This window comes from Pseudomonas sp. S30 (genome assembly GCF_016518545.1).
In the GTDB taxonomy this organism is placed as follows: domain Bacteria; phylum Pseudomonadota; class Gammaproteobacteria; order Pseudomonadales; family Pseudomonadaceae; genus Aquipseudomonas.
Genome location: NZ_JACVTO010000025.1, coordinates 41,641 through 64,140 on the forward strand (window position 1 = coordinate 41,641; position 22,500 = coordinate 64,140).

The window sequence follows — 22,500 nt, forward strand, 5'->3', positions numbered from 1 at the left end:
AGGCCGCGCCTAATTACTCGAACCAGTGGGCTCGGGCGGCCATGATCAACTTGCCGGCACGCTCTTCGTCGATGCCGTCGATGTCGAGCAGGTCGTCGATCGACTGCTCGGCCAGGTCTTCGCGGTTAACCACGCCGCGCACCGCCAGTTCCGCCGCCAGATCCTTGTCCATGCCCTCGAGGGAGAGCAGGTCGTCGGCCGGATGGGCGTCTGCCAGTTTTTCTTCGGTAGCGATGGCTTTGGTCAACAAACGGTCCTTGGCACGAGCACGCAGCTCGTTGACGATTTCCTCGTCGAAGCCATCGATGTTGAGCATTTCTTCCAACGGTACGTAAGCAATTTCTTCGAGGTTGGTGAAGCCTTCGTCGACCAGCACCTGTGCCAGCTCTTCGTCGACCTCCAGTTCCTCGATGAAGTTATGCAGGATGTCACCTGTTTCAGCCTGTTGCTTGGCCTGGATATCCTTTTCAGTCATCACGTTCAGTGTCCAGGCAGTCAGCTGACTGGCCAGGCGAACGTTCTGACCGCCACGACCGATGGCCTGGGCCAGGTTGTCTTCGGCGACAGCGATGTCCATGGCATGGGCATCTTCATCGACGATGATCGCCGCGACTTCGGCCGGCGACATGGCGTTGATGACGAACTGCGCCGGGTTCTCGTCCCACAGGACGATATCGACGCGCTCGCCGCCCAGTTCGCCGGAAACGGCCTGTACACGCGAACCACGCATGCCGATGCAGGCGCCTTGCGGGTCGATGCGCTTGTCCTTGGAGCGCACGGCGATCTTGGCCCGCGATCCCGGGTCACGGGAGGCCGCCATCACCTCGATCAGCCCTTCGGCGATTTCCGGCACCTCGATGCGGAACAGTTCGATCAGCATCTGCGGCGCGGTGCGCGACAGGATCAGCTGCGGACCGCGGTTCTCGGTGCGGATTTCCTTCAGCAGCGCGCGCAAGCGCACGCCGACTCGGAAGGTTTCGCGCGGGATGATGTCTTCACGGGCCAGCAGCGCCTCGGCATTGTTGCCCAGGTCGACGATGACGTTGTCGCGGGTGACTTTCTTCACGGTGCCGGAGATGATCTCGCCGACACGCTCGCGGTAGGCGTCGACCACCTGGGCGCGCTCGGCCTCGCGGACCTTTTGCACGATGACCTGCTTGGCGGTCTGGGCAGCGATGCGGCCGAACTCGATGGACTCGATCTTCTCTTCGATCACGTCGCCGATCTTGGCTTGCGGATGCGTATCCTTGATCTTGTCCAGCCAGGTCTCGATCGCCGGATCGTCCAGATCGTTTTCGTCGACCACGGTCCAGCGACGGAAAGTTTCATAGCTACCGGTGTGGCGGTTGATTTCCACACGCAGATCGACCTCGTCTTCGAACCGCTTCTTGGTCGCGGTGGCCAACGCCACCTCGAGCGCTTCGAAAATGACGCCGGGCGGTACACCCTTTTCGTTGGATACCGATTCAACAACCAGCAGTACTTCTTTGCTCATCGTACGCCTCGCCTTGCGCAAGCCATTAGGCCCGGAATGTGCACCGGGCCCGGCACGTCTCAGTCAAAACTGGGAATAATATTGGCCTTGTCGATCGAGTCGATCGGCAGCAGGAATTCGTTGGTGTCCACCTGAACCACCACGTCCTGTTCCTCCACACCGCGGAGGAGGCCCTGGAAGTTACGCCGCCCTTCGAAAGGCGTACGCAGCTTGATCTTCACTTGCTCGCCCGCATGCGAAGCAAACTGTTCCAGTGTGAACAGCGGGCGGTCCATGCCTGGAGAGGACACCTCGAGGGTGTATTCACTGCTGATCGGGTCTTCGACGTCGAGGATGGCACTGGCCTGGCGGCTGACCGCTTCGCAGTCGTCCACCAGGATCCCGCCGTCCTTGTCGATATAGATGCGCAGTACCGAGTGCTTGCCTTGGGAAACGTATTCGATCCCCCAGCACTGATAGCCCAGACCCTCGACAACCGGGGCCAACAAGGCCTGCAACTGTTCTAGCTTGCTCGACACCTGAACCCCCTCGTGCATGCTGTGCAAATAAAAAATGGGCGAAGCGCCCATCCCTGAAAGCGCCGTTGAACAACGACGCGAAGAACTGTCCAGCTAGCAAAAAGCCCCTGAAAAGGGGCTCCGCTAATACTGGTTGCGGGGGCTGGATTTGAACCAACGACCTTCGGGTTATGAGCCCGACGAGCTACCAAGCTGCTCCACCCCGCGACAAAGCTGGGGCGCAAGTATAAGACCGAACCCGCTACTGGGTCAATCCGACTTGCACCTGCAAGAAAGCCCGCGCAAAGCGGGCCTTCATGCTTCAATTGGTACCGAGAAGGGGACTCGAACCCCTACACCCTATGGGCACAACCACCTCAAGGTTGCGTGTCTACCAATTCCACCACCTCGGCAATTTTACAACTTGAAACCCGTTACTTCTGCTCTTCGGTCGAAGATGGAACATCACCTTTCGGGGCAACATCACTCTTCTGTTCCTGGAGCACCGGTACATCATCATTGACTGCCGGCTTTTGCTCTTTGACTTCCAGTACCGCTGGATCTGGCAAACCGGCTTGAGTCAGCTGGTGTGCCTGCTGCTTGGCGAAGTATCCTAACCCAAGTGCAGTCAAAAAGAAAGTGGCAGCAAGTATAGCAGTGAATTTACTCAGGAAGGTAGCAGAACCTTGACTTCCGAACACAGTATTCGAAGCGCCTGCGCCGAAAGATGCACCTGCTTCCGCACCTTTACCCTGTTGCATCAATACCAGCGCCACCAGCGCCAGTGCAGCCAACAGATGAAAAACAACTACGACTGTTTCCAGCATATGTTCAGTTTCCTGCGGCGCGACAAATTGCACCGAATTCGTCTGCGTTCAGGGATGCTCCACCAATGAGCCCCCCATCAATATCCGGCATGCCGAACAGTTCGGCCGCATTGGCCGCCTTCACGCTACCGCCGTAGAGAAGCTGCACATTGGCTGCAACTTCAGCGTCCAGCGCCGCCAGCTGAGCCCGGATGGCGGCATGCACATCCTGAGCTTGCTGTGGCGAGGCCGTCAAACCCGTGCCGATGGCCCAGACAGGCTCATAAGCGACGACAGCATTGGCAAAGGCAGCAATACCCAATGCATCGGTAATACTGCTTAGTTGCCGCCCAACCACTTTGAGCGTCTTGCCAGCCTCGCGCTCTTCTAGGGTCTCCCCCACGCAAAGTACCGGCTTCAATCCACCCGCCTGAGCCGCTGCAAACTTTCGGCTGATCACTTCATCCGTTTCACCGACAATCTGGCGGCGCTCGGAATGGCCAATCAACACCAACTTGCAACCGACTTCGGCCAACTGACTCGGTGAAACTTCGCCGGTCAGCGCGCCCTGTTCGGGCTGTACTGCAGAATTCTGTGCTCCAACGACGATTCCTTTGTCGGCCAATTCCTCAAGCACACGCTCGATAAATAATGCCGGCGGAAACACCGCCACTTCGACACTTCCCGGAAGAACCAGATTCTTCAGGTTCAGGCTCAGCTCAGCGACGCTGGCGCGGGTACCGTGCATCTTCCAGTTACCAGCTACCATGGGGCGACGCATGCTCTACCTCGTCGGTCAAAGTGGGCGCAGATCTTACCCAACCAGAATCGCGCTGGCAAGCGTCTTTCAGGCACAAACTTCGGCAACCACCTTGGCCAGAGCCTCGGCATGGCCGCGCACCTGGTTTTCATCGTCACCTTCGACCATCACCCGCACCAGCGGCTCGGTGCCGGACTTGCGCAGCAACACGCGCCCGCGCCCCGCCATGGCCTCCGTCACCTTCGCACTGGCATCCTGCACCGCAGGATTCTCCAGCGGATCGCCACTGCCTGCGCCGTAGCGGACATTGATCAGCACCTGAGGGCATTTGCGAATGGTCTGACGCGCCTGGGCAAGGGTTTCACCGCGGCGCTTGAGCGCCATCAGGACCTGCAGCGCGGCAATGATGGCATCGCCCGTGGTGGTGTGATTGCAGCACACCACGTGCCCGGAATTCTCGCCACCGAGTTGCCACTCGCGTTCGAGCAGTTCGGCCATGACATAGCGATCGCCGACCTTGGCGCGCGCGAATGGGATATCCAGGTCCCTGAGTGCCAACTCCAGGCCCAGGTTGCTCATCAACGTACCCACCACGCCGCCTTGCAGCTTGCCGCGGTTCTGCAGGTCGCGGGCGATGATGAACAGCAACTCGTCGCCATCGACGATGGCACCCGTGTGATCGACCATCAACACCCGGTCGCCGTCACCGTCGAAGGCGATGCCCAGATCGGCATGCCCCACCAGCACCGCGGCCTGCAGCGACTCGATGTGTGTGGAGCCGCAGTTCTCGTTGATGTTCAGCCCGTCGGGCTGAGCGCTGAGCACCGTGACGTCGGCACCCAACTCGCGGAACACGCTGGGGGCGACCTTGTAGGTCGCGCCGTGGGCGCAGTCGACCACCAGCTTGAGGCCGGCGAAGTCGGTGCTGCTGGGCACGCTGCTCTTGCAGAACTCGATGTAGCGCCCAGCCGCATCGTTGATGCGCGACACCTTGCCGAGCTTGCTCGACTCCACCACGCTCATCGGCTGATCCAGCAGCTCCTCGATCATCAACTCCACTTCATCCGGCAGCTTGGTGCCGTTGCCCGAGAAGAACTTGATGCCGTTGTCGTCGTGGGGGTTGTGCGAAGCGCTGATGACGATCCCCGCCTCGGCGTGGAACGTGCGCGTCAGGTAGGCGATGGCCGGGGTGGGCATGGGCCCGAGCAGCATGACATCCGCGCCTGCCGCAGAAAGACCGGCTTCCAGCGCCGACTCGAACATGTAACCGGAAATTCGCGTGTCCTTGCCCACGAGAACTCGGCAATGGCCCTGCTTGCGAAATGCCATGCCCGCCGCCCAGCCGAGCTTCAGCATGAAGTCGGGGGTGATCGGGAATTCGCCGACGCGGCCACGGATACCATCGGTACCAAAGTATTTCCTGCTCATAGGGTCTCCAAACGTTCTTATTCGGCGTTCTGCACAGCGGCGATCATGCGTACCACATCGACGGTCTCGGCCACGTCATGCACGCGCAGGATGCGCGCTCCCATGGTCATGGCCAACCCCGCCAGCGCCAGGCTGCCGTACAGACGCTCACCGACCGGGCGGTCGAGCGCCAGGCCGATCATGCTCTTGCGTGACACACCCACCAGAATCGGGCGCCCCAGGCTATGCAGCGCCTGCATGTGCTTGAACAGGCTCAGGTTGTGCGCCAGGGTCTTGGCGAAGCCGAAACCGGGGTCGAGCACGATGCGTTCAGCCTCGATCCCCGCCGCTGCGCAGGCCGCCATGCGCTGCTCGAGATACCGTGCCACCTCGGCGGTGACGTCGTCGTAGCGCGGGTCATCCTGCATGTTACCCGGCTCGCCGCGCATGTGCATCAGACACACGGGCAAGCCTGTCTCTGCCGCTGCGGCCAGCGCGCCGTCACGCTCCAGCGCGCGAACGTCGTTGATCAGGCCGGCGCCCAGCCGGGCGACCTCGCGCATCACCACAGGCGTGGAGGTATCGACCGAGACGATCACGTCCAGCCGACTGGCGATGGCCTCGACGATCGGGGCCACGCGCTCCAGCTCCTCGGCCGCCGATACCACACGGGCGCCTGGCCGAGTGGACTCGCCACCCACGTCGATCAGGGTCGCGCCCGCGTCGACCATGGACTGCGCATGACGCAACGCGGCGTCGCGCTGGTCGAAGCGCCCGCCGTCGGAAAAGGAGTCTGGGGTGACATTGAGAATACCCATGACATGGGTACGGGACAAATCAAGAACCCGGTTGCCACATGGCAACCGGGTCGGATACTGCTGGAGGGACATGGAAACCCTTAGTGTTGAGCCGCTGGACCACCGATCGGCGACTCGGGACGGTCCCCCTGGGCAGCCGATGTACCCGAGGTGCCTGCGTCGTTGTCCCAGTCACGCGGTTCGCGCGGGGCGCGGCCAGCCATGATGTCGTCGATCTGATCGGCATCGATGGTCTCGTACTTCATCAGCGCCTCGGCCATCGCGTCGAGCTTGTCGCGGTTGTCGGTGAGGATCTGCCTGGCCGTGGCATAGCAGTGATCGATGATGCTGCGCACTTCCGAATCGATCAGCTTGGCCGTTTCACCCGACACGCTGGACTGCTGGCTGCCGGCGCTGCGCCCCAGGAATACCTCGCCCTCCTCTTCGGCGTACATCAGCGGCCCGAGTTTCTCGGACAATCCCCACTTGGTGACCATGTTACGGGCGATCTGGCTGGCGCGCATGATGTCGTTGGAGGCACCGGTGGTGACGCCATCGAAGCCCAGAGTCATTTCTTCGGCGATACGGCCGCCGTACAGCGAGCAGATCTGGCTGATCAATGCGCGCTTGGACAGACTGTAGCGATCTTCTTCCGGAAGGAACATGGTCACACCCAGGGCGCGTCCGCGCGGGATGATCGAGACCTTGTAGACAGGATCGTGCTCGGGAACGATACGCCCGACGATGGCATGACCGGCCTCGTGGTAGGCCGTGTTCTGCTTCTCCTTCTCGGACATGACCATGGTCTTGCGCTCTGCACCCATCATGATCTTGTCCTTGGCCAGCTCGAACTCCTTCATTTCGACCAGACGCTTGCTGGCCCGAGCGGCGAACAGCGACGCCTCGTTGACCAGGTTGGCCAGGTCGGCACCGGAGAAGCCAGGCGTACCGCGGGCGATGACGGCAGCATTGACGTTCTCGCTGACCGGCACCTTGCGCATGTGCACCTTGAGGATCTGCTCGCGGCCACGAATGTCCGGCAGGCCGACCACCACCTGGCGGTCGAAGCGACCAGGACGCAGCAACGCGGGGTCGAGCACATCAGGACGGTTGGTGGCCGCGATGACGATGATGCCATCGTTCATCTCGAACCCGTCCATCTCCACCAGCAACTGGTTGAGGGTCTGCTCGCGCTCGTCATGACCGCCGCCCATGCCGGCGCCACGGTGACGGCCGACCGCGTCGATCTCGTCGATGAAAATGATGCACGGCGCGTGCTTCTTGGCCTGCTCGAACATGTCGCGCACACGGCTGGCACCCACACCGACGAACATCTCGACGAAGTCCGAACCGGAGATGGTGAAGAACGGCACCTTGGCCTCGCCGGCGATCGCCTTGGCCAGCAAGGTCTTGCCGGTACCGGGCGGGCCGACCATCAGTACGCCGCGGGGGATGCGACCGCCCAGGCGCTGGAACTTGCCCGGATCACGCAGGAACTCGACCAACTCGCCGACTTCTTCCTTGGCTTCGTCGCAACCGGCGACATCGGCCAGGGTCGTCTTGACCTGATCCTCGGAAAGCAGGCGAGCCTTGCTCTTGCCAAAGCTCATCGGGCCACCCTTGCCGCCTGCACCGCCCTGCATCTGCCGCATGAAGAACATGAACACGGCGATGATCACCAGAATCGGGAAGCTGGCGACCAGCAACTGCGTCCAGATGCTCTGCTGCTCCGGCTGCTTGCCTTCGATGACCACGCGGTTGTCCACCAGGTCGCCGATCAGGCCATTGTCGGCGATGGCCGGGCGAACGGTCTTGAAGTTGTCGCCGTCGGTGCGCTTGCCGGTGATGACGGCGCCATCGACGGTGACACGCTCGACCTTGCCTTCCTTGACCTGCTGGATGAAATCGGAATAGTTGAGGGTCTGCGGCTCGTTAGGGCTGGAGAAGTTGTTCATCACCGTCACCAGGACGGCGGCGATGATCAACCACAGGATCAGATTCTTTGCCATGTCGTTCAATTAGCTACCCTCTGAGGTCGGCGCACGACGCAGCCGTGCCTCGCATGATAATCACCGCCCTAACTTACTACATTACCTGCGCATCCGCAGGCACCGTCTGTAACCCTTTGTGAACCTAGACTACACGAAGTTCGGACGCTGCTGATTTCATGGCCGATTGGAAATTACTATCGGCCACCGTGGGCCTTGCCGCTCACTCACCCTTGTATCCCCGCGCCAACAAGTATTGTTCCCGGGAGCGATCCCGGGAGGACGACGGCTTGCGCATCTGTACCTTGTCGAACTTGCTGCGCACGTCCTTGAGGTACACGTCGAACCCCTCGCCCTGGAAGATCTTGATCAGAAAGTCGCCTCCAGGCTTGAGTACACGGGCTGCCAGGTCCAGGGCCAGCTCGCAGAGGAACATGGCGCGTGGCATATCCACGGCAGGCGTACCACTCATATTGGGGGCCATATCGGAAATCACAAGGTCCACATGGGAATCGCCGACGGCCTGCAGGATCTGCTCGAGCACGGCGTCCTGGGTGAAGTCGCCCTGGATGAACGTGACATCGGGGATGGAATCCATTTCCAGGATATCCGAAGCGATCAATCGCCCCTGCCCGCCGATCAGCCGGCTGGTGACCTGCGACCAGCCTCCAGGCGCGGCGCCCAGGTCGATCACGCTCATGCCAGGGCGGATCAACCGGTCCTTTTCCTGGATCTCCAGCAATTTATAGCTGGCGCGAGACCGGTACCCGTCCTTCTGTGCCTGTTTGACGAAGGGGTCGTTGAAATGCTCTCTGAGCCAGTTATGGCTGCTTTTGGAACGCTGCGCCACGGGGCACCTCGATGATTAGCGTCGTGATTGACTGGGCGGAGCCAGTGGCCCTCGGGTAAAATGGCTACCAATTTTACAGAATCAGACGAAAAGGGTCAGATTATGCCGCTCAATAACGAGCAGAAGAAACAGTACAAGTCCATTGGCCATGACCTGAAGCCGGTCCTGATCGTCGCGGGAAATGGCGTCAACGAGGGCGTGATCGCCGAACTGGAGCGCGCGTTGACCGATCACGAACTGATCAAGATCGAGATCCGCTCGGAAGATCGCGAAGAGCGCGCTGCTACGATTGACGAACTGTGCAAGGTCGGTCGCGCCGAACGGGTGCAGACCATTGGCAAGAAGGCGCTGATCTACCGCAAGAATCCACAGCCGAACAAGCAGTTGTCCAACATCCATCGCTACAAGTGATGGCTGCCCGGTCAGGGGCGCGGTTTGCGCGCCCTGATCGGCACCGGCTGGGCCACCAGCACGATGCCTGAGAAGCCCAGCACCAGGAAGCAGAACATCTGCCAGCGCTCCGCGACGGAGATACCGTAGCGCAGGGTGTAGTACCCCACGCAGGCGCCCAGGCCCAGTAGCAGCATCTGCCCGCGGAATTGTCGCCACCAGGCGGCCAACCCTTCCACTCGCCAGAGCACGGCGAGTTGAGTCAGCAGCCCCAGCAACGCCACGCCAATCAGCCAACGGTCGATCTGACCGGCGATGTCCTGCACCAGTAAGGGTGCCAGGCCACTGACCTTGAGCGCGGGAATCAATCCGACATGAAAGACCCACAGGCCGCCGACCCAGAACACCTGGGCCAGTTGCCAGAGGATTCCCTCCAGGGAAGGCGCTCGCTGGCGCCGGTCAGATGTGCTTGACTTCGACAATCTCGTACTCGACCGTACCACTGGGCGTCTTGACCACGACGGTATCACCTTCTTCCTTGCCGATGATGGCACGGGCGATGGGCGCGCTGCTCGACAGCTTGCCCTGCTTCACGTCGGCCTCGTCCTCACCGACGATCTGGTAGGACACCTCGTCATCGGTTTCGGTGTTGGCCAGTACCACGGTGGTGCCGAAGATCACCTTGCCCGTATGGGCAATGGTGGTGACGTCGATGACCACCGAATTCTGCAGACGCCCCTCGATGTCACGGATACGCGCCTCGACCATGCCCTGCTCTTCACGGGCAGCATGATACTCGGCGTTCTCCTTGAGATCGCCCAGTTCGCGCGCTTCGCCGATAGCCTGGCTGAGGCGCGGACGCTCGGTCTTGCTGAGAAAATGCAATTCGTCTTCCAGGGCGCGAGCGCCCTGAACGGTCATCGGGTACTTGGTCATGCTCATGCTTTGAGTCCTGCGTGCAGATCCTGCAGGCGGCGAACGGTCTTTTCCGGACCGAATTTCAGCGCCTCGCAGATGGCTTCACCGGCCGCAATGGTGGTGGTGCAGTAGATCTTGTGCTGCAGCGCATTGCGACGAATCGAGTAGGAATCGGCGATCGACTGGCGACCCTCGGTGGTGTTGATGATCAACGACACTTCGTCGTTCTTGATCATGTCGACCACGTGCGGACGCCCCTCGGTCACCTTGTTCACGCGACGTACTTTCAGGCCAGCGGCCTCGATCACCTTGGCGGTGCCGACAGTGGCCACCACTTCGAAGCCCAGGGCGATCAGGTCGCGGGCAACGCCAGCCACCTGGGGCTTGTCGTCATCGCGCACACTGATGAACGCCGTACCGCCGCTGGGCAGCACCTCGCTGGCGCCCATCTGGGCCTTGGCGAAGGCTTCGCCGAAGCTGTCGCCGACGCCCATGACCTCACCGGTGGATTTCATCTCAGGACCGAGGATCGGGTCAACCCCCGGGAACTTGGCGAACGGGAAGACGGCTTCCTTCACGCTGTAGAAGTTCGGGATGATCTCCTGGGTGAAGCCCAGTTCTTTCAGCGTTTTGCCCGCCATCACGCGGGCTGCGATCATGGCCAGTGAAGTGCCGATGCATTTGGACACGAAGGGCACTGTACGCGAAGCACGCGGGTTGACCTCGATGACGTAGATCTTGTCGCCCTGCAACGCCAGCTGCACGTTCATCAGGCCGACCACACCCAGCTCCAGGGCCATCTTCTTGACCTGCTCGCGCACCTGGTCCTGCACGTCCTGGCTCAGCGAGTAAGGCGGCAGCGAGCACGCGGAGTCGCCGGAGTGCACACCCGCCTGTTCGATGTGCTGCATGATCGCGCCGATGACCACGTCGGTGCCATCGCACACCGCATCCACGTCCATCTCGATGGCGCAGTTGAGGAAGTGGTCGAGCAGCACGGGGCTGTCGTTGGACACTTGCACGGCTTCACGCAGGTAGCGCTTGAGCTCGTCCAGTTCATAGACGATTTCCATGGCCCGCCCACCCAGTACATAGGATGGACGCACCACCAGCGGATAGCCGATGTCGCCGGCGGCACGGATGGCCTCGTCTTCGCTGCGCACGGTCGCGTTCGGCGGCTGCAGCAGGTTCAGGCGCTGCACCATCTGCTGGAAGCGCTCGCGGTCTTCGGCGCGATCGATGGCGTCCGGGCTGGTGCCGATGATCGGCACACCGGCCTCTTCCAGCGCGCGCGCCAGTTTCAGCGGGGTCTGGCCGCCGTAGTGGACGATGACGCCCTTGGGCTTCTCGACGCGACACACTTCCAGCACGTCTTCCAGGGTCAGCGGCTCGAAGTACAGGCGGTCGGAGGTGTCGTAGTCGGTGGAGACGGTTTCCGGGTTGCAGTTGACCATGATGGTCTCGTAACCGTCTTCACGCAGCGCCAGAGCGGCGTGCACGCAGCAGTAGTCGAACTCGATGCCTTGGCCGATGCGGTTCGGGCCACCGCCGAGGATCATGATCTTGTCGCGACCGGACGGCTGCGCCTCGCACTCTTCCTCGTAAGTGGAATACAGGTAGGCCGTGTCGGTGGCGAATTCAGCAGCGCAGGTGTCGACGCGCTTGTACACCGGCAGCACGTCCAGCTTGTGGCGATGGCGGCGCAGGTTCTTCTCGGTGACGCCAAGCAGCTTGGCCAGGCGCTGGTCGGAGAAACCCTTGCGTTTCAGGCGCAGCATCTGGGCCTTGTCGATGTCGGCCAGGCCCAAGGTCTTGACCTTGTCCTCGTCCTTGATCAGATCTTCCATCTGCACCAGGAACCACATGTCGATGCCGGTCAGGGCGAAGATCTCTTCACAGGTCATGCCCGAGCGCAGGGCATCGGCCACGTACCAGATGCGCTCGGCGCCAGGCACGGTCAGCTCACGCTTGAGGATGCTGGCGGCATCCGGGCTGGCCAGGTCGACCTTCGGATCGAGGCCGCAGGCGCCCACTTCCAGGCCGCGCAGGGCTTTCTGCAGGGACTCCTGGAAGGTCCGGCCGATCGCCATGACCTCACCGACGGATTTCATCTGGGTGGTCAGGCGGGCGTCGGCCTTGGGGAATTTCTCGAAGGCGAAGCGCGGCAGCTTGGTGACCACATAGTCGATGGACGGCTCGAAGGACGCCGGGGTGCGACCACCGGTGATATCGTTCTGCAGCTCGTCGAGGGTGTAACCGACGGCCAGCTTGGCGGCGATCTTGGCGATCGGGAAACCGGTGGCCTTGGACGCCAGGGCCGATGAACGCGACACCCGTGGGTTCATCTCGATGACGACCATGCGCCCGGTGTTCGGGCAGATGCCGAACTGCACGTTGGAGCCGCCGGTTTCCACACCGATCTCACGCAGCACCGCCAGCGAGGCGTTGCGCATGATCTGGTATTCCTTGTCGGTCAGCGTTTGCGCTGGCGCGACGGTGATGGAGTCGCCGGTGTGCACGCCCATCGGGTCGAAGTTCTCGATGGAGCAGACGATGATGCAGTTGTCCTTCTTGTCGCGGACCACCTCCATCTCGTATTCCTTCCAGCCGATCAGCGACTCGTCGATCAGCAGTTCCTTGGTCGGCGACAGGTCCAGACCCCGGGTGCAGATCTCTTCGAATTCTTCACGGTTGTAGGCGATGCCGCCGCCGGTGCCGCCCATGGTGAAGGACGGACGGATGATGCACGGGAAGCCGAGCTTCTCCAGCACCGCGTTGGCCTCTTCCATGCTGTGGGCGATACCGGAGCGCGGGCATTCCAGACCGATGTCCTTCATGGCCTTGTCGAAACGCGAGCGGTCTTCGGCCTTGTCGATGGTGTCGGCGTTGGCACCGATCATTTCGACGCCGAACTTCTCCAGTACGCCGTGGCGCTCCAGATCCAGCGCGCAGTTCAGCGCAGTCTGACCGCCCATGGTGGGCAGGACTGCGTCCGGGCGCTCTTTTTCGATGATCTTGGCCACCGACTGCCATTTGATCGGCTCGATGTAGGTGGCGTCGGCCATGGCCGGGTCGGTCATGATGGTGGCCGGGTTGGAGTTCACCAGGATGACGCGGAAACCTTCCTCGCGCAGGGCCTTGCAGGCCTGGGCGCCGGAGTAGTCGAATTCACAGGCCTGGCCGATCACGATCGGGCCGGCACCAAGAATCAGGATGCTTTTGATGTCTGTACGTTTTGGCATGGTTGTCACTCAAATCCGCGGGTCAGTCGGCAAGCCGTCTTGAACAATCTGGGTCAGGCGCTTCCGGACACGGCGCTCGCCGGTCCGGGGCCTCGATGCAGGATGCTCAGCGGCGCTTGGCCATGGCATCGATGAAACGATCGAACAGGGGCGCGACGTCGGTCGGGCCCGGGCTCGCTTCAGGGTGACCCTGGAAGCTGAACGCGCTCTTGTCGGTGCGCTCGATGCCTTGCAGGGTGCCGTCGAACAGCGACTTGTGGATGGCACGCACGTTACCAGGCAGCGTGGCCTCGTCGACGGCGAAGCCATGGTTCTGGCTGGTGATCATGACCACACCGGAGTCCAGGTCCTGCACGGGGTGGTTGGCACCGTGATGGCCGTGGCCCATCTTCAGGGTCTTGGCGCCGGAGGCCAGGGCCAGCAACTGGTGACCCAGGCAGATGCCGAACACCGGGATCTCGGTTTCGAGAATGTCCTTGATCGCCTGGATGGCATAGTCGCACGGCTCCGGATCACCGGGACCGTTGGACAGGAATACGCCATCGGGGTTGAGCGCCAGGACCTCGCTGGCCGGGGTCTGCGCCGGCACCACGGTCAGGCGGCAGCCACGGGCGACCAGCATGCGCAGTATGTTCAGCTTGACGCCGTAGTCGTAGGCCACGACGTGGTAGGGCAACTCGGAGGCTTCGAGGGTCGGATGGCTGTCGGTCTTCAGTTCCCAGACGCTCGAACGCCACTCGTAGCGCTCCTTGGTCGACACTTCCTTGGCCAGGTCCATGCCCTTGAGCCCGGGGAACTGGCGAGCTGCGGCGATGGCCGCCTCTTCGGTGACATCGTCACCGGCCAGGATGCAGCCGTTCTGGGCGCCCTTCTCGCGCAGGATGCGGGTCAGGCGACGGGTGTCGATGCCAGCGATGGCGACCACGCCGTTGGCCTTGAGGTAGTCCGGCAGCGACTGGGTGTTGCGCCAGTTGCTGGCCAGCAACGGCAGGTCGCGGATCACCAGGCCGGCCGACCAGACGCGATCGGACTCGGCATCTTCGGCGGTGGTGCCGGTGTTGCCGATGTGCGGATAGGTCAGCGTGACGATCTGTTGGGCGTAGGAAGGGTCTGTAAGGATTTCCTGGTAGCCGGTCATAGCGGTGTTGAACACCACCTCACCAACGGTTTGCCCGTCGGCCCCAATGGCCTCACCGCGAAAAATGCTGCCATCAGCAAGGGCGAGTATGGCTGGCTTTGTCAAGAAGACCTCCCGTAAGTGACGCATGAAGGGGCGATCGCAGGTTGCAAAAAAGCGGAGTGCCGTATGGATACGTCACCCCGCTTTTTATGTGCTGAATTCAATTCACTGCGCGCTTTTAGTGGATACACTAAAGCTGTAGTTTACAGAAAACCTGCTGCTGGGTCTACCGCAATTGTGACGTACGTAGACAGTGGTGCGACCAGCAGGTTCCGCTCAGATCATCGAAGCCAGCCGTAACGCCTGACTCCCAGCCATGAATGCGGCGTGTACCGCTGCTGCCAGGGAGTGCTGGCGAGTGCTGCACGGACAACTCGCGCGCCGGATCAATGCAAGGACAGGACGTCCTGCATGTCGTACAGTCCGGCAGCTCTGCCGTCCAGCCACAACGCAGCCCGCACCGCACCCTTGGCGAACGTCATGCGACTGGACGCCTTGTGGGTGATCTCCACCCGCTCGCCTTCGGCGGCGAACAGTACCGTGTGATCGCCGACCACATCGCCTGCGCGCACGGTGGCGAAACCGATGGTCTCGCGCTCGCGAGCGCCGGTCTGCCCTTCACGCCCGTACACCGCCACTTTCTCCAGATCCCGACCCAGGGCCTGGGCCACCACTTCACCCATGCGCAGTGCCGTGCCCGAAGGCGCATCGACCTTGTGCCGGTGATGGGCCTCGAGGATCTCGATGTCCACCTCGTCGCCCATGACACGGGCGGCGACATCCAGCAGCTTCAAACACAGGTTCACGCCCACGCTGAAGTTGGCGGCAAAGACGATGGGAATGTCCTTGCCAGCCTCGGCCAGCAAGCGCTTCTCGTCGACGCTGAAGCCGGTGGTACCGATGACCATCGCCTTGCCGTGCTTGCGGCAGAACGCCAGGTTCTTCAGGGTCACCGAGGGGTGAGTGAAATCGATCAGCACATCGAAGTCATCAACCACCTTGGTGAGGTCGTCGGACAACAGCACACCGATGCGACCCAGGGCCGCAAGCTCGCCGGCATCGGCGCCCACCAGGGAGCTGTCCGGGCGATCGACCGCGGCCGTCAACCCGGCACCGGAAGTCTGCTGCACGGCTTCGATGAGGGTCTTGCCCATTCGACCTGCCGCGCCCATTACCGCAATACGTCGCATAGCCTGTTCCTTGTCAGAGATCGCCGAAGAAGCGCTTCACACCTTCGAACCAGCCGCTGGCCTTGGGTGAGTGGGAGCTGTCGCCCTCGAGCGAGTCACGCAGCTCTTCGAGCAACTCGCGCTGGCGACGGCTGAGGTTGACCGGCGTTTCCACCGCGACGCGGCACAGCAGGTCGCCCGCCGCACCACCGCGAACCGGCGCTACGCCCTTGCCGCGCAGCCGGAACTGCTTGCCGGTCTGGGTCCCTTCGGGGATACGCAGCTTGACGCGGCCATCCAGGGTCGGCACTTCCAGCTCGCCACCCAGGGCAGCATCGGTGTAGCTGATTGGCACTTCGCAATACAGGTGTTTGCCATCGCGCTGGAAGATCGCGTGCTCGCGCACGCTGATCACCACGTACAGATCTCCGGCGGGACCACCTTGAGGCCCGGCCTCGCCTTCGCCGGACAGGCGGATACGATCGCCCGTGTCGACACCGGCTGGCACCTTCACCGAGAGGGTCTTGTATTCCTCGACGCGGCCTTCGCCGTGGCAGGACGGGCAAGGGTCGGTGATGATCTTGCCCTGGCCGTGACAGCGTGGGCAGGTCTGCTGCACCGAGAAGAAGCCCTGCTGCATGCGCACCTGACCGATGCCGCCGCAGGTCGGGCAGGTCGAGGGCGTCGAGCCTTTCTTGGCCCCGGTGCCGTCGCATGGTTGGCAGTTGACCAGGGTGGGCACGCGGATGCTGACGGTGGTGCCACGAACGGCCTCTTCCAGGTTCAGCTCCAGGGTGTAGCGCAGGTCGCTGCCGCGCTGGGCACCGCCGCGACCGCCGCCACGACCACCGCCGAAGAAGTCGCTGAAGACATCGCCGAAGATATCGGAGAAGTTGGCGCCGCCGAACCCTGCACCGCCGCCGCCCATGTTCGGGTCGACACCGGCGTGGCCATACTGGTCGTAGGCCGCGCGCTTGCTGGCGTCGGACAGCACTTCGTAGGCCTCGTTGGCCTCCTTGAACTTGTCCTCGGACTCCTTATCGCCCGGATTACGGTCCGGGTGGTACTTCATCGCCAGGCGGCGATAGGCCTTCTTGAGATCGCTTTCGCTGGCGCCGCGCTCGACACCCAGGACCTCATAAAAATCACGCTTTGCCATAGGTCACTCGCACTCTTGAGGGCTTTCGGCATCTGTGCACCGTGCCGTCAGCACCTGCCGCCACACGCCTGGCGCGCCCTGACAGATGCTGGAAATATTTCCCGTGTTCCAGACACGCCAACGCGGGAGCAAGCCCCCGCGCGGCGACATCCTACCAGTTCGACCGCAGAAACCGCCGAACTGGCCGACAACATGCAGCAATCAATGCTTGTTGTTGTCTTTCACTTCCTCGAACTCGGCGTCGACCACGTCGTCATGCTTGGCTTCAGGCTCGGCCTGCTGGGCACCGCCCTGAGGCTGCTCGGCCTGTTGCTCGGCGTACATCTTCTGAGCGACAGGCGCGGACACCTTGGACAGCTCCTCGACCTTGGCATCGATGGCCGCCTTGTCGTCGCCCTTGACCGCGGCCTCCAGTGCGACCACTGCCGCCTCGATCGCCGCCTTCTCGTCGGCCGTCACCTTGTCGCCGGCATCGGCCACCATCTTGCGGGTCGAGTGAACCAGCGCATCGCCTTGGTTGCGCGCAGCGGCCAGCTCTTCGAACTTGCGGTCTTCCTCGGCATTGGCTTCGGCGTCACGCACCATGCGTTCGATTTCTTCGTCCGACAGGCCGGAGTTGGCCTTGATCACGATCGACTGCGACTTGCCGGTGGCCTTGTCTTTCGCGCTGACGTGCAGGATGCCGTTGGCGTCGATGTCGAAGGTCACTTCGATCTGTGGAACACCGCGCGGAGCTGGCGGGATGTCGGCCAGGTCGAACTTGCCCAGGGACTTGTTCTGGGTGGCTTGCTTGCGCTCGCCCTGCAGCACGTGGATGGTCACGGCAGCCTGGTTGTCATCGGCAGTGGAGAACACCTGCGACTTCTTGGTCGGGATGGTGGTGTTCTTCTCGATCAGCGGCGTCATCACGCCACCCATGGTTTCGATACCCAGGGTCAGCGGGCTGACGTCCAGCAGCAGCACGTCCTTGACGTCACCGGCCAGCACCGCGCCCTGGATGGCAGCGCCCATGGCGACAGCTTCGTCAGGGTTGACGTCCTTGCGCGCTTCCTTGCCGAAGAAGTCGGCCACGGCCTTCTGCACCATCGGCATGCGGGTCTGACCGCCGACCAGGATCACGTCGTCGATCTTGCTGGCGTCGATACCGGCATCCTTGAGCGCGGTGCGGCAAGGCTCGATGGTGCGCTTGACCAGATCCTCGACCAGCGACTCCAGCTTGGCACGGGAGATCTTCACGTTCAGGTGCTTGGGACCGGTGGCATCGGCCGTGATGTACGGCAGGTTGACGTCGGTCGACTGGGCCGAAGACAGCTCGATCTTGGCTTTTTCGGCAGCTTCCTTCAGACGCTGCAGGGCCAGAGGATCGTTCTTCAGGTCCATGCCGGACTCTTTCTTGAACTCGTCGACAAGGTAGTCGATCAGGCGCATGTCGAAGTCTTCGCCACCCAGGAAGGTGTCGCCGTTGGTAGCCAGTACTTCGAACTGGTGCTCACCGTCGACCTCGGCGATTTCGATCACCGAGACGTCGAAGGTGCCGCCGCCTAGGTCGTAGACGATGACGGTATGATCGCCCTTGGCCTTATCCATGCCGTAGGCCAGTGCGGCCGCGGTAGGCTCGTTGATGATGCGCTTGACGTCCAGACCGGCGATGCGACCGGCATCCTTGGTGGCCTGGCGCTGGCTGTCGTTGAAGTAGGCCGGCACGGTGATGACCGCTTCGGTGACCGGCTCGCCGAGGTAGTCTTCGGCGGTCTTCTTCATCTTCTTCAGGACTTCGGCGCTGATCTGCGGCGGAGCCATTTCCTTGCCAGCCGCCTCGACCCAGGCGTCACCGTTGCCAGCCTTGACGATCTTGTAGGGCACCAGCTTGATGTCTTTCTGCACGACGTCTTCTTCGAAGCGGCGACCGATCAGGCGCTTCACGGCGAACAGGGTGTTGTGCGGGTTGGTGACGGCCTGGCGCTTGGCCGACTGGCCGACGAGGATCTCGCCGTCGTTGGCGTAGGCCACGATCGAAGGGGTGGTACGCGCACCTTCGGCGTTCTCGATGACCTTGACGTTACCGTTTTCCAGAATGGAGACGCAGGAGTTGGTGGTCCCCAGGTCGATACCGATGATCTTGCCCATGTTAACTCTCCCGAAACTTTGAATTAGTTAGCAGCGACTGCTGTTGGCCAACTGCGTAAATACTTGAAGGCTTGACACCTAGATGGGGTTGCCTCGCGGAATTTCAAGCCTTTTCATCGATCGACGGCTGAGGCGCTGCCGGCGCCTTGCTGACCACGACCATCGCCGGGCGCAGCAGGCGGCCATTGAGCAGGTAGCCTTTCTGGAACACCTTGAGCACGCTGTTGGGCTCGACCGCGGCGCTCTCTTCCATGGCCATGGCCTGGTGGTGCTCGGCGTTGAAGGGCTCGCCGTGCGGGTCGACCGGCTCGAGGTTGTAGCGCTTGAGGGTGTCCTGGAACATCTTCAGGGTCAGCTCGATGCCTTCACGCATCGGCTTGATGGACTCGTCCTCGGCGCTGGACAGCTCCAGGCCGCGCTCCAGGCTGTCGATCACCGGCAGCAGGTCGGCGGCGAACTTTTCCAGGGCGAACTTGTGGGCCTTCTCGATATCCTGCTCGGCGCGTCGACGCACGTTCTGCAGGTCGGCGGCCACGCGCAGCGACTGGTCCTTGGCGGCGGCCAGCTGCTCCTCGAGCACCTGGACGCGGGCACCGAGGTCTTCGGAGCCGGCTTCTTCGGCGTTAAGGTTTTGTTCGTCCAGCTGTTCGTCTGCCATCGGGGATCTCCTCCGCATTTTCCGGTGTGCAGGCCATGCCTGCCTTGTCTGAGGGCTATATGGGGCCGGAAAATTCAGCTTCAAGGGGTGAAGGGCGCGACACTGCGCCGAACGGCGCTTGGCAGGCGAGAAAAAAGTACTGTATAAATAACCAGACATGACCATCGGGAGTCGCCCCATGCTGGTACACCTGTCCATACACAACTATGCGATCGTCGAGCACCTGGACCTGGAGCTGGCCCGGGGCATGTCGGTCATCACCGGCGAGACCGGCGCCGGCAAGTCGATCATGCTCGACGCGCTCGGCCTGGCCCTGGGCGATCGCGCAGACAGCGGCGTGGTGCGCCCCGGCGCGGACAAGGCCGACCTGCTCGCGACCTTCGATCTGGCGGACATACCCGAGGCCCGCACCTGGCTGGCCGAGCGCGACCTCGATCACGACGGCCCCTGCATCCTGCGGCGAGTGATCACAGCAGAAGGGCGCAGCCGCGGTTACATCAATGGCACGCCCTGCCCGCTCGGCGACCTGAAAGCGCTGGGCGAGCTGCTGATCGACATCCATAGCCAGCACGAACACCAGTCGCTGCTCAAGACCGACACCCACCGGCGCCTGGTCGACGAGTACGCCGGCGCCGTGGACCTCGCGCGCCAGGTCCAATTGGCCGCCCAGCGCTGGCGTCAGACACGCCTGGAGCTGGAGCGCCTGTCCAATTCCAGCGACGAGCAGCGCGCGCGCCATCAACTGCTGAGCTATCAGCTCGAGGAACTGGACAACCTGGGCCTGGGCGAAAACGAGCTCGAGCAGTTGGAACAGGAGCACAAGAATCTGACCAATGCCGAAGCGCTGTTCGGGATCTGCCGGCAGGTCATCGACCAGTGCAGCGAGAGCGATTCGGGCAATGTGCTCAGCGCCCTCACCGGCAGCCTCAATCGCCTGGGTGCGGTCAGCGATGCCCCCAAGGCCCTGGGCGAGGCCGTCAACCTGATCGCCAGCGCCCAGATCCAGATCGAGGAAGCGGTGGGCGAGCTCAATCGCTTTCTCGACAACTTCGACGCCGACCCCATGCGCCTGCAGGCATTGGAGGAACGACTCGACATCCTCTATACGCTGGCGCGCAAGCACCGCGTCCAGCCTGGCGAATTGCTCGAACTGCAACAGCGCCTGATGGAGGAGCTCGAAAGCCTCAATGCCAGCGACGAGTCGGTCGAACGCCTGGGCGAAGAACTGGCGGCTTACGCTCAGCATTATAAAGAGAAGGCCCTGGAGCTCAGTGGCCTGCGTCGTCAGGCAGCCGCTCAACTGGCGGGCGCGGTGGAGCAGGAAATCCAGCGCCTGGGCATGCCCGGCGGGCGCTTCAGCATCGAGCTGTCGCCGCTGGACACCGCCGAGCTCTCCCCCCACGGGCTCGAACAGGTGGAGCTGCTGGTCAGCGCCAACCCCGGGCAGCCACTCAAGGGCCTCGCCAAGGTCGCGTCCGGTGGCGAGCTTTCACGTATCAGCCTGGCGATCCAGGTCATCACCGCGCAGACCTCGCGCATCCCGACGCTGGTGTTCGATGAAGTGGACGTGGGCATCGGCGGCCCGACCGCCGAGATCGTCGGCCAGTTGCTGCGCCGCCTCGGCGAGCGCGGACAAGTGCTCACCGTGACGCACCTGCCACAGGTTGCAGCCCAAGGGCATCATCACCTGTTCGTGCACAAGGTCCGTGACAGCGAAACCACCCATACTGCCGTGGCCAACCTTGGCAAGCGTGAGCGGGTAGAGGAAGTGGCACGCATGCTCGGCGGCATAGACCTGACCAAGGAGTCGCTGGCCCATGCCCGCAAGATGGTGGTCTCGGGCAAGGCCTGAAACCCAAGGGGGCGCGGCGGCCGGGCTTCACTGGCCCACAGAACCGAAAAAGGCGACCTAGGGTCGCCTTTTTCGTAGGTAACGAAAGAAAATCGTTACTTCTTCTTGCGTACGTACAGTACCAGGTTGTGGTCCACCAGTTCGTAGCCGTGCTCGGCCACGATTTCCCTCTGGCGACGCTCGATTTCGGCATCCATGAATTCGATGACTTCACCACTGTCCAGGTTGACCATGTGGTCGTGGTGACCGCCATCTGCCAGCTCGAAGACGGCGTGGCCGCCGTCGAAATTGTGGCGAACCACCAGGCCGGCGGCCTCGAACTGGGTCAGTACACGGTAGACGGTCGCCAGGCCGACATCCTCTCCGGCTTCCATCAGCGCCTTGTAGACGTCTTCGGCGCTCATGTGACGCTGCTCGGTCGAATCGAGCATCTGAAGGATCTTTACTCGAGGCAGTGTCACCTTGAGACCGGCTTTGCGCAATTCGCTATTTTCAACCATGGTCAGCTTTCTCGCCGATGCTGCTTCGCAGCTTCTCTTAATACGGGTATGATCGGGGTTTACGTTGTCCAGCCAAGATAGTGGAAGTCGCCCACCGATGCAAAACACCAAGCTCTTGCTAAACAGCCTCACCCTTGTGGGACTGCTCGCACTCGCCGGTTGCTCGTTTCCCGGGGTTTACAAAATCGACATCCAGCAGGGCAATGTCGTCACGCAGGACATGATAGACCAATTGCGTCCGGGAATGACCCGACGGCAAGTGAGGTTTATCATGGGCAACCCGCTCCTGCAGGACACCTTCAATACCAATCGCTGGGACTATCTCTACAGTCTCCAGCCGGGCGGCGGCAAGCGTCAGCAGGAACGCATGAGCGTGAACTTCAACGACAGCGACCAACTGGTGAGCCTGTCCGGCGACTTCATGCCAGGTGTTAGCCGCGATCAGGAAATCCTCGGTGGCAGCACCGACACCACGGTCAGCCCGGAAAACCAACCGTCCGGTCAACCCGAAACGCCTGCCAAGCCTGGTTCTGCCGAAGAATCGATCCAGCGCGAGATCGACACCATCGAGACCACGCCAGTGCCAACACCGGCACCGCTGGAAACCTCGCCGCAGTAGGCGTGACGATACCCATGAAAAAGCCCGGATCCAGTCCGTAATGCTGTTCACTTAAGCATTTGAGTCCGAGCCAGGGTTTCTAGAAA

Annotated in this window: 20 protein-coding genes and 2 tRNA genes; 3 read left to right on the forward strand and 19 right to left on the reverse strand. The window is 62.2% G+C overall.

Annotated elements, in window-relative coordinates:
* Positions 1–13: 13 nt before the first annotated feature.
* The 10 genes from nusA to rlmE all read right to left on the reverse strand — a co-directional run bounded on the left by nusA (position 14) and on the right by rlmE (position 8,600).
* Entirely contained in the window at positions 14–1,495 is a 1,482-nt protein-coding gene (gene nusA, locus IAE34_RS21825; protein ID WP_200141033.1) for a transcription termination factor NusA, read from the reverse strand.
* A 59-nt stretch (positions 1,496–1,554) separates the two neighbouring features.
* Positions 1,555–2,013, reverse strand: coding sequence for a ribosome maturation factor RimP (gene rimP / locus IAE34_RS21830; RefSeq protein WP_200141053.1), 459 nt, complete (start codon positions 2,011–2,013; stop codon positions 1,555–1,557).
* Between the two features lie 130 nt (positions 2,014–2,143).
* A tRNA-Met gene (locus IAE34_RS21835) sits at positions 2,144–2,220 on the reverse strand.
* 99 nt (positions 2,221–2,319) lie between these two features.
* Positions 2,320–2,405: transfer RNA gene (locus tag IAE34_RS21840), tRNA-Leu, on the reverse strand.
* 21 nt (positions 2,406–2,426) lie between these two features.
* A complete protein-coding gene (gene secG, locus IAE34_RS21845) occupies positions 2,427–2,819 on the reverse strand; it encodes a preprotein translocase subunit SecG (RefSeq protein ID WP_200141034.1) in 393 nt (130 codons plus the stop codon).
* A 4-nt stretch (positions 2,820–2,823) separates the two neighbouring features.
* Positions 2,824–3,579, reverse strand: coding sequence for a triose-phosphate isomerase (gene tpiA, locus IAE34_RS21850; RefSeq protein ID WP_200141035.1), 756 nt, complete (start codon positions 3,577–3,579; stop codon positions 2,824–2,826).
* Positions 3,580–3,645: 66 nt separating this feature from the next.
* Positions 3,646–4,986 carry a phosphoglucosamine mutase gene (gene glmM, locus IAE34_RS21855; protein WP_200141036.1) on the reverse strand — a complete coding sequence of 447 codons (1,341 nt, stop codon included), beginning with the start codon at positions 4,984–4,986 and terminating at the stop codon, positions 3,646–3,648.
* Between the two features lie 17 nt (positions 4,987–5,003).
* Positions 5,004–5,855, reverse strand: a complete 852-nt coding sequence (folP, locus tag IAE34_RS21860) for a dihydropteroate synthase (RefSeq protein WP_200141037.1) — start codon at positions 5,853–5,855, stop codon at positions 5,004–5,006.
* Between the two features lie 8 nt (positions 5,856–5,863).
* On the reverse strand, positions 5,864–7,771 hold the full coding sequence (gene ftsH / locus IAE34_RS21865; protein ID WP_200141038.1) for an ATP-dependent zinc metalloprotease FtsH: 1,908 nt from the start codon (positions 7,769–7,771) through the stop codon (positions 5,864–5,866).
* A 202-nt stretch (positions 7,772–7,973) separates the two neighbouring features.
* Positions 7,974–8,600: a 23S rRNA (uridine(2552)-2'-O)-methyltransferase RlmE gene (gene rlmE / locus IAE34_RS21870; RefSeq protein ID WP_200141039.1), complete on the reverse strand. Its 627-nt coding sequence runs from the start codon at positions 8,598–8,600 to the stop codon at positions 7,974–7,976.
* Positions 8,601–8,702: 102 nt separating this feature from the next.
* Between rlmE and IAE34_RS21875 the strand changes: the two genes are divergently transcribed.
* Positions 8,703–9,011 carry a YhbY family RNA-binding protein gene (locus IAE34_RS21875; protein WP_200141040.1) on the forward strand — a complete coding sequence of 103 codons (309 nt, stop codon included), beginning with the start codon at positions 8,703–8,705 and terminating at the stop codon, positions 9,009–9,011.
* An 11-nt stretch (positions 9,012–9,022) separates the two neighbouring features.
* Here the strand turns inward: IAE34_RS21875 and IAE34_RS21880 are convergent, their stop codons facing one another.
* From IAE34_RS21880 to grpE, 8 genes are all read right to left on the reverse strand, one after another.
* Positions 9,023–9,472: an MFS transporter gene (locus tag IAE34_RS21880; RefSeq protein WP_200141041.1), complete on the reverse strand. Its 450-nt coding sequence runs from the start codon at positions 9,470–9,472 to the stop codon at positions 9,023–9,025.
* The gene (gene greA, locus IAE34_RS21885; RefSeq protein ID WP_200141042.1) at positions 9,450–9,932 is read right to left on the reverse strand and encodes a transcription elongation factor GreA; all 483 of its coding nucleotides are present in this window, start codon (positions 9,930–9,932) and stop codon (positions 9,450–9,452) included. Before greA ends, IAE34_RS21880 begins: the two co-directional genes overlap by 23 nt.
* The gene (gene carB, locus IAE34_RS21890) at positions 9,929–13,150 is read right to left on the reverse strand and encodes a carbamoyl-phosphate synthase large subunit (protein WP_200141043.1); all 3,222 of its coding nucleotides are present in this window, start codon (positions 13,148–13,150) and stop codon (positions 9,929–9,931) included. Before carB ends, greA begins: the two co-directional genes overlap by 4 nt.
* 106 nt (positions 13,151–13,256) lie before the next feature.
* Entirely contained in the window at positions 13,257–14,393 is a 1,137-nt protein-coding gene (carA, locus tag IAE34_RS21895) for a glutamine-hydrolyzing carbamoyl-phosphate synthase small subunit (protein ID WP_200141044.1), read from the reverse strand.
* Positions 14,394–14,716: 323 nt separating this feature from the next.
* A complete protein-coding gene (gene dapB, locus IAE34_RS21900; protein ID WP_200141045.1) occupies positions 14,717–15,520 on the reverse strand; it encodes a 4-hydroxy-tetrahydrodipicolinate reductase in 804 nt (267 codons plus the stop codon).
* 13 nt (positions 15,521–15,533) lie between these two features.
* Positions 15,534–16,658 carry a molecular chaperone DnaJ gene (gene dnaJ, locus IAE34_RS21905; RefSeq protein ID WP_200141046.1) on the reverse strand — a complete coding sequence of 375 codons (1,125 nt, stop codon included), beginning with the start codon at positions 16,656–16,658 and terminating at the stop codon, positions 15,534–15,536.
* A 201-nt stretch (positions 16,659–16,859) separates the two neighbouring features.
* Positions 16,860–18,785, reverse strand: coding sequence for a molecular chaperone DnaK (gene dnaK / locus IAE34_RS21910; protein WP_200141047.1), 1,926 nt, complete (start codon positions 18,783–18,785; stop codon positions 16,860–16,862).
* 103 nt (positions 18,786–18,888) lie between these two features.
* Positions 18,889–19,461 (reverse strand): nucleotide exchange factor GrpE, encoded by a 573-nt coding sequence (gene grpE, locus IAE34_RS21915; protein WP_200141048.1) that lies wholly within the window; start codon positions 19,459–19,461, stop codon positions 18,889–18,891.
* Between the two features lie 160 nt (positions 19,462–19,621).
* Between grpE and recN the strand changes: the two genes are divergently transcribed.
* On the forward strand, positions 19,622–21,295 hold the full coding sequence (gene recN, locus IAE34_RS21920) for a DNA repair protein RecN (RefSeq protein ID WP_200141049.1): 1,674 nt from the start codon (positions 19,622–19,624) through the stop codon (positions 21,293–21,295).
* Between the two features lie 95 nt (positions 21,296–21,390).
* On the opposite strand, the gene fur is transcribed toward recN, so the two are convergent.
* On the reverse strand, positions 21,391–21,795 hold the full coding sequence (gene fur / locus IAE34_RS21925; RefSeq protein WP_200141050.1) for a ferric iron uptake transcriptional regulator: 405 nt from the start codon (positions 21,793–21,795) through the stop codon (positions 21,391–21,393).
* A 97-nt stretch (positions 21,796–21,892) separates the two neighbouring features.
* Here fur and IAE34_RS21930 point away from each other — a divergent pair, with 97 nt between their 5' ends.
* On the forward strand, positions 21,893–22,414 hold the full coding sequence (locus IAE34_RS21930) for an outer membrane protein assembly factor BamE (RefSeq protein WP_200141051.1): 522 nt from the start codon (positions 21,893–21,895) through the stop codon (positions 22,412–22,414).
* Positions 22,415–22,500 lie beyond the last annotated feature (86 nt).

Coding starts and splice junctions, on each gene's coding strand:
- nusA (WP_200141033.1), bottom strand. CDS start 1,495: ATGAGCAAAGAAGTACTGCTGGTTGTTGAATCGGTATCCAACGAAAAG.
- secG (WP_200141034.1), bottom strand. CDS start 2,819: ATGCTGGAAACAGTCGTAGTTGTTTTTCATCTGTTGGCTGCACTGGCG.
- tpiA (WP_200141035.1), bottom strand. CDS start 3,579: ATGCGTCGCCCCATGGTAGCTGGTAACTGGAAGATGCACGGTACCCGC.
- glmM (WP_200141036.1), bottom strand. CDS start 4,986: ATGAGCAGGAAATACTTTGGTACCGATGGTATCCGTGGCCGCGTCGGC.
- folP (WP_200141037.1), bottom strand. CDS start 5,855: ATGTCCCTCCAGCAGTATCCGACCCGGTTGCCATGTGGCAACCGGGTT.
- ftsH (WP_200141038.1), bottom strand. CDS start 7,771: ATGGCAAAGAATCTGATCCTGTGGTTGATCATCGCCGCCGTCCTGGTG.
- IAE34_RS21875 (WP_200141040.1), top strand. CDS start 8,703: ATGCCGCTCAATAACGAGCAGAAGAAACAGTACAAGTCCATTGGCCAT.
- greA (WP_200141042.1), bottom strand. CDS start 9,932: ATGAGCATGACCAAGTACCCGATGACCGTTCAGGGCGCTCGCGCCCTG.
- carB (WP_200141043.1), bottom strand. CDS start 13,150: ATGCCAAAACGTACAGACATCAAAAGCATCCTGATTCTTGGTGCCGGC.
- dapB (WP_200141045.1), bottom strand. CDS start 15,520: ATGCGACGTATTGCGGTAATGGGCGCGGCAGGTCGAATGGGCAAGACC.
- dnaJ (WP_200141046.1), bottom strand. CDS start 16,658: ATGGCAAAGCGTGATTTTTATGAGGTCCTGGGTGTCGAGCGCGGCGCC.
- dnaK (WP_200141047.1), bottom strand. CDS start 18,785: ATGGGCAAGATCATCGGTATCGACCTGGGGACCACCAACTCCTGCGTC.
- grpE (WP_200141048.1), bottom strand. CDS start 19,461: ATGCGGAGGAGATCCCCGATGGCAGACGAACAGCTGGACGAACAAAAC.
- recN (WP_200141049.1), top strand. CDS start 19,622: ATGCTGGTACACCTGTCCATACACAACTATGCGATCGTCGAGCACCTG.
- fur (WP_200141050.1), bottom strand. CDS start 21,795: ATGGTTGAAAATAGCGAATTGCGCAAAGCCGGTCTCAAGGTGACACTG.
- IAE34_RS21930 (WP_200141051.1), top strand. CDS start 21,893: ATGCAAAACACCAAGCTCTTGCTAAACAGCCTCACCCTTGTGGGACTG.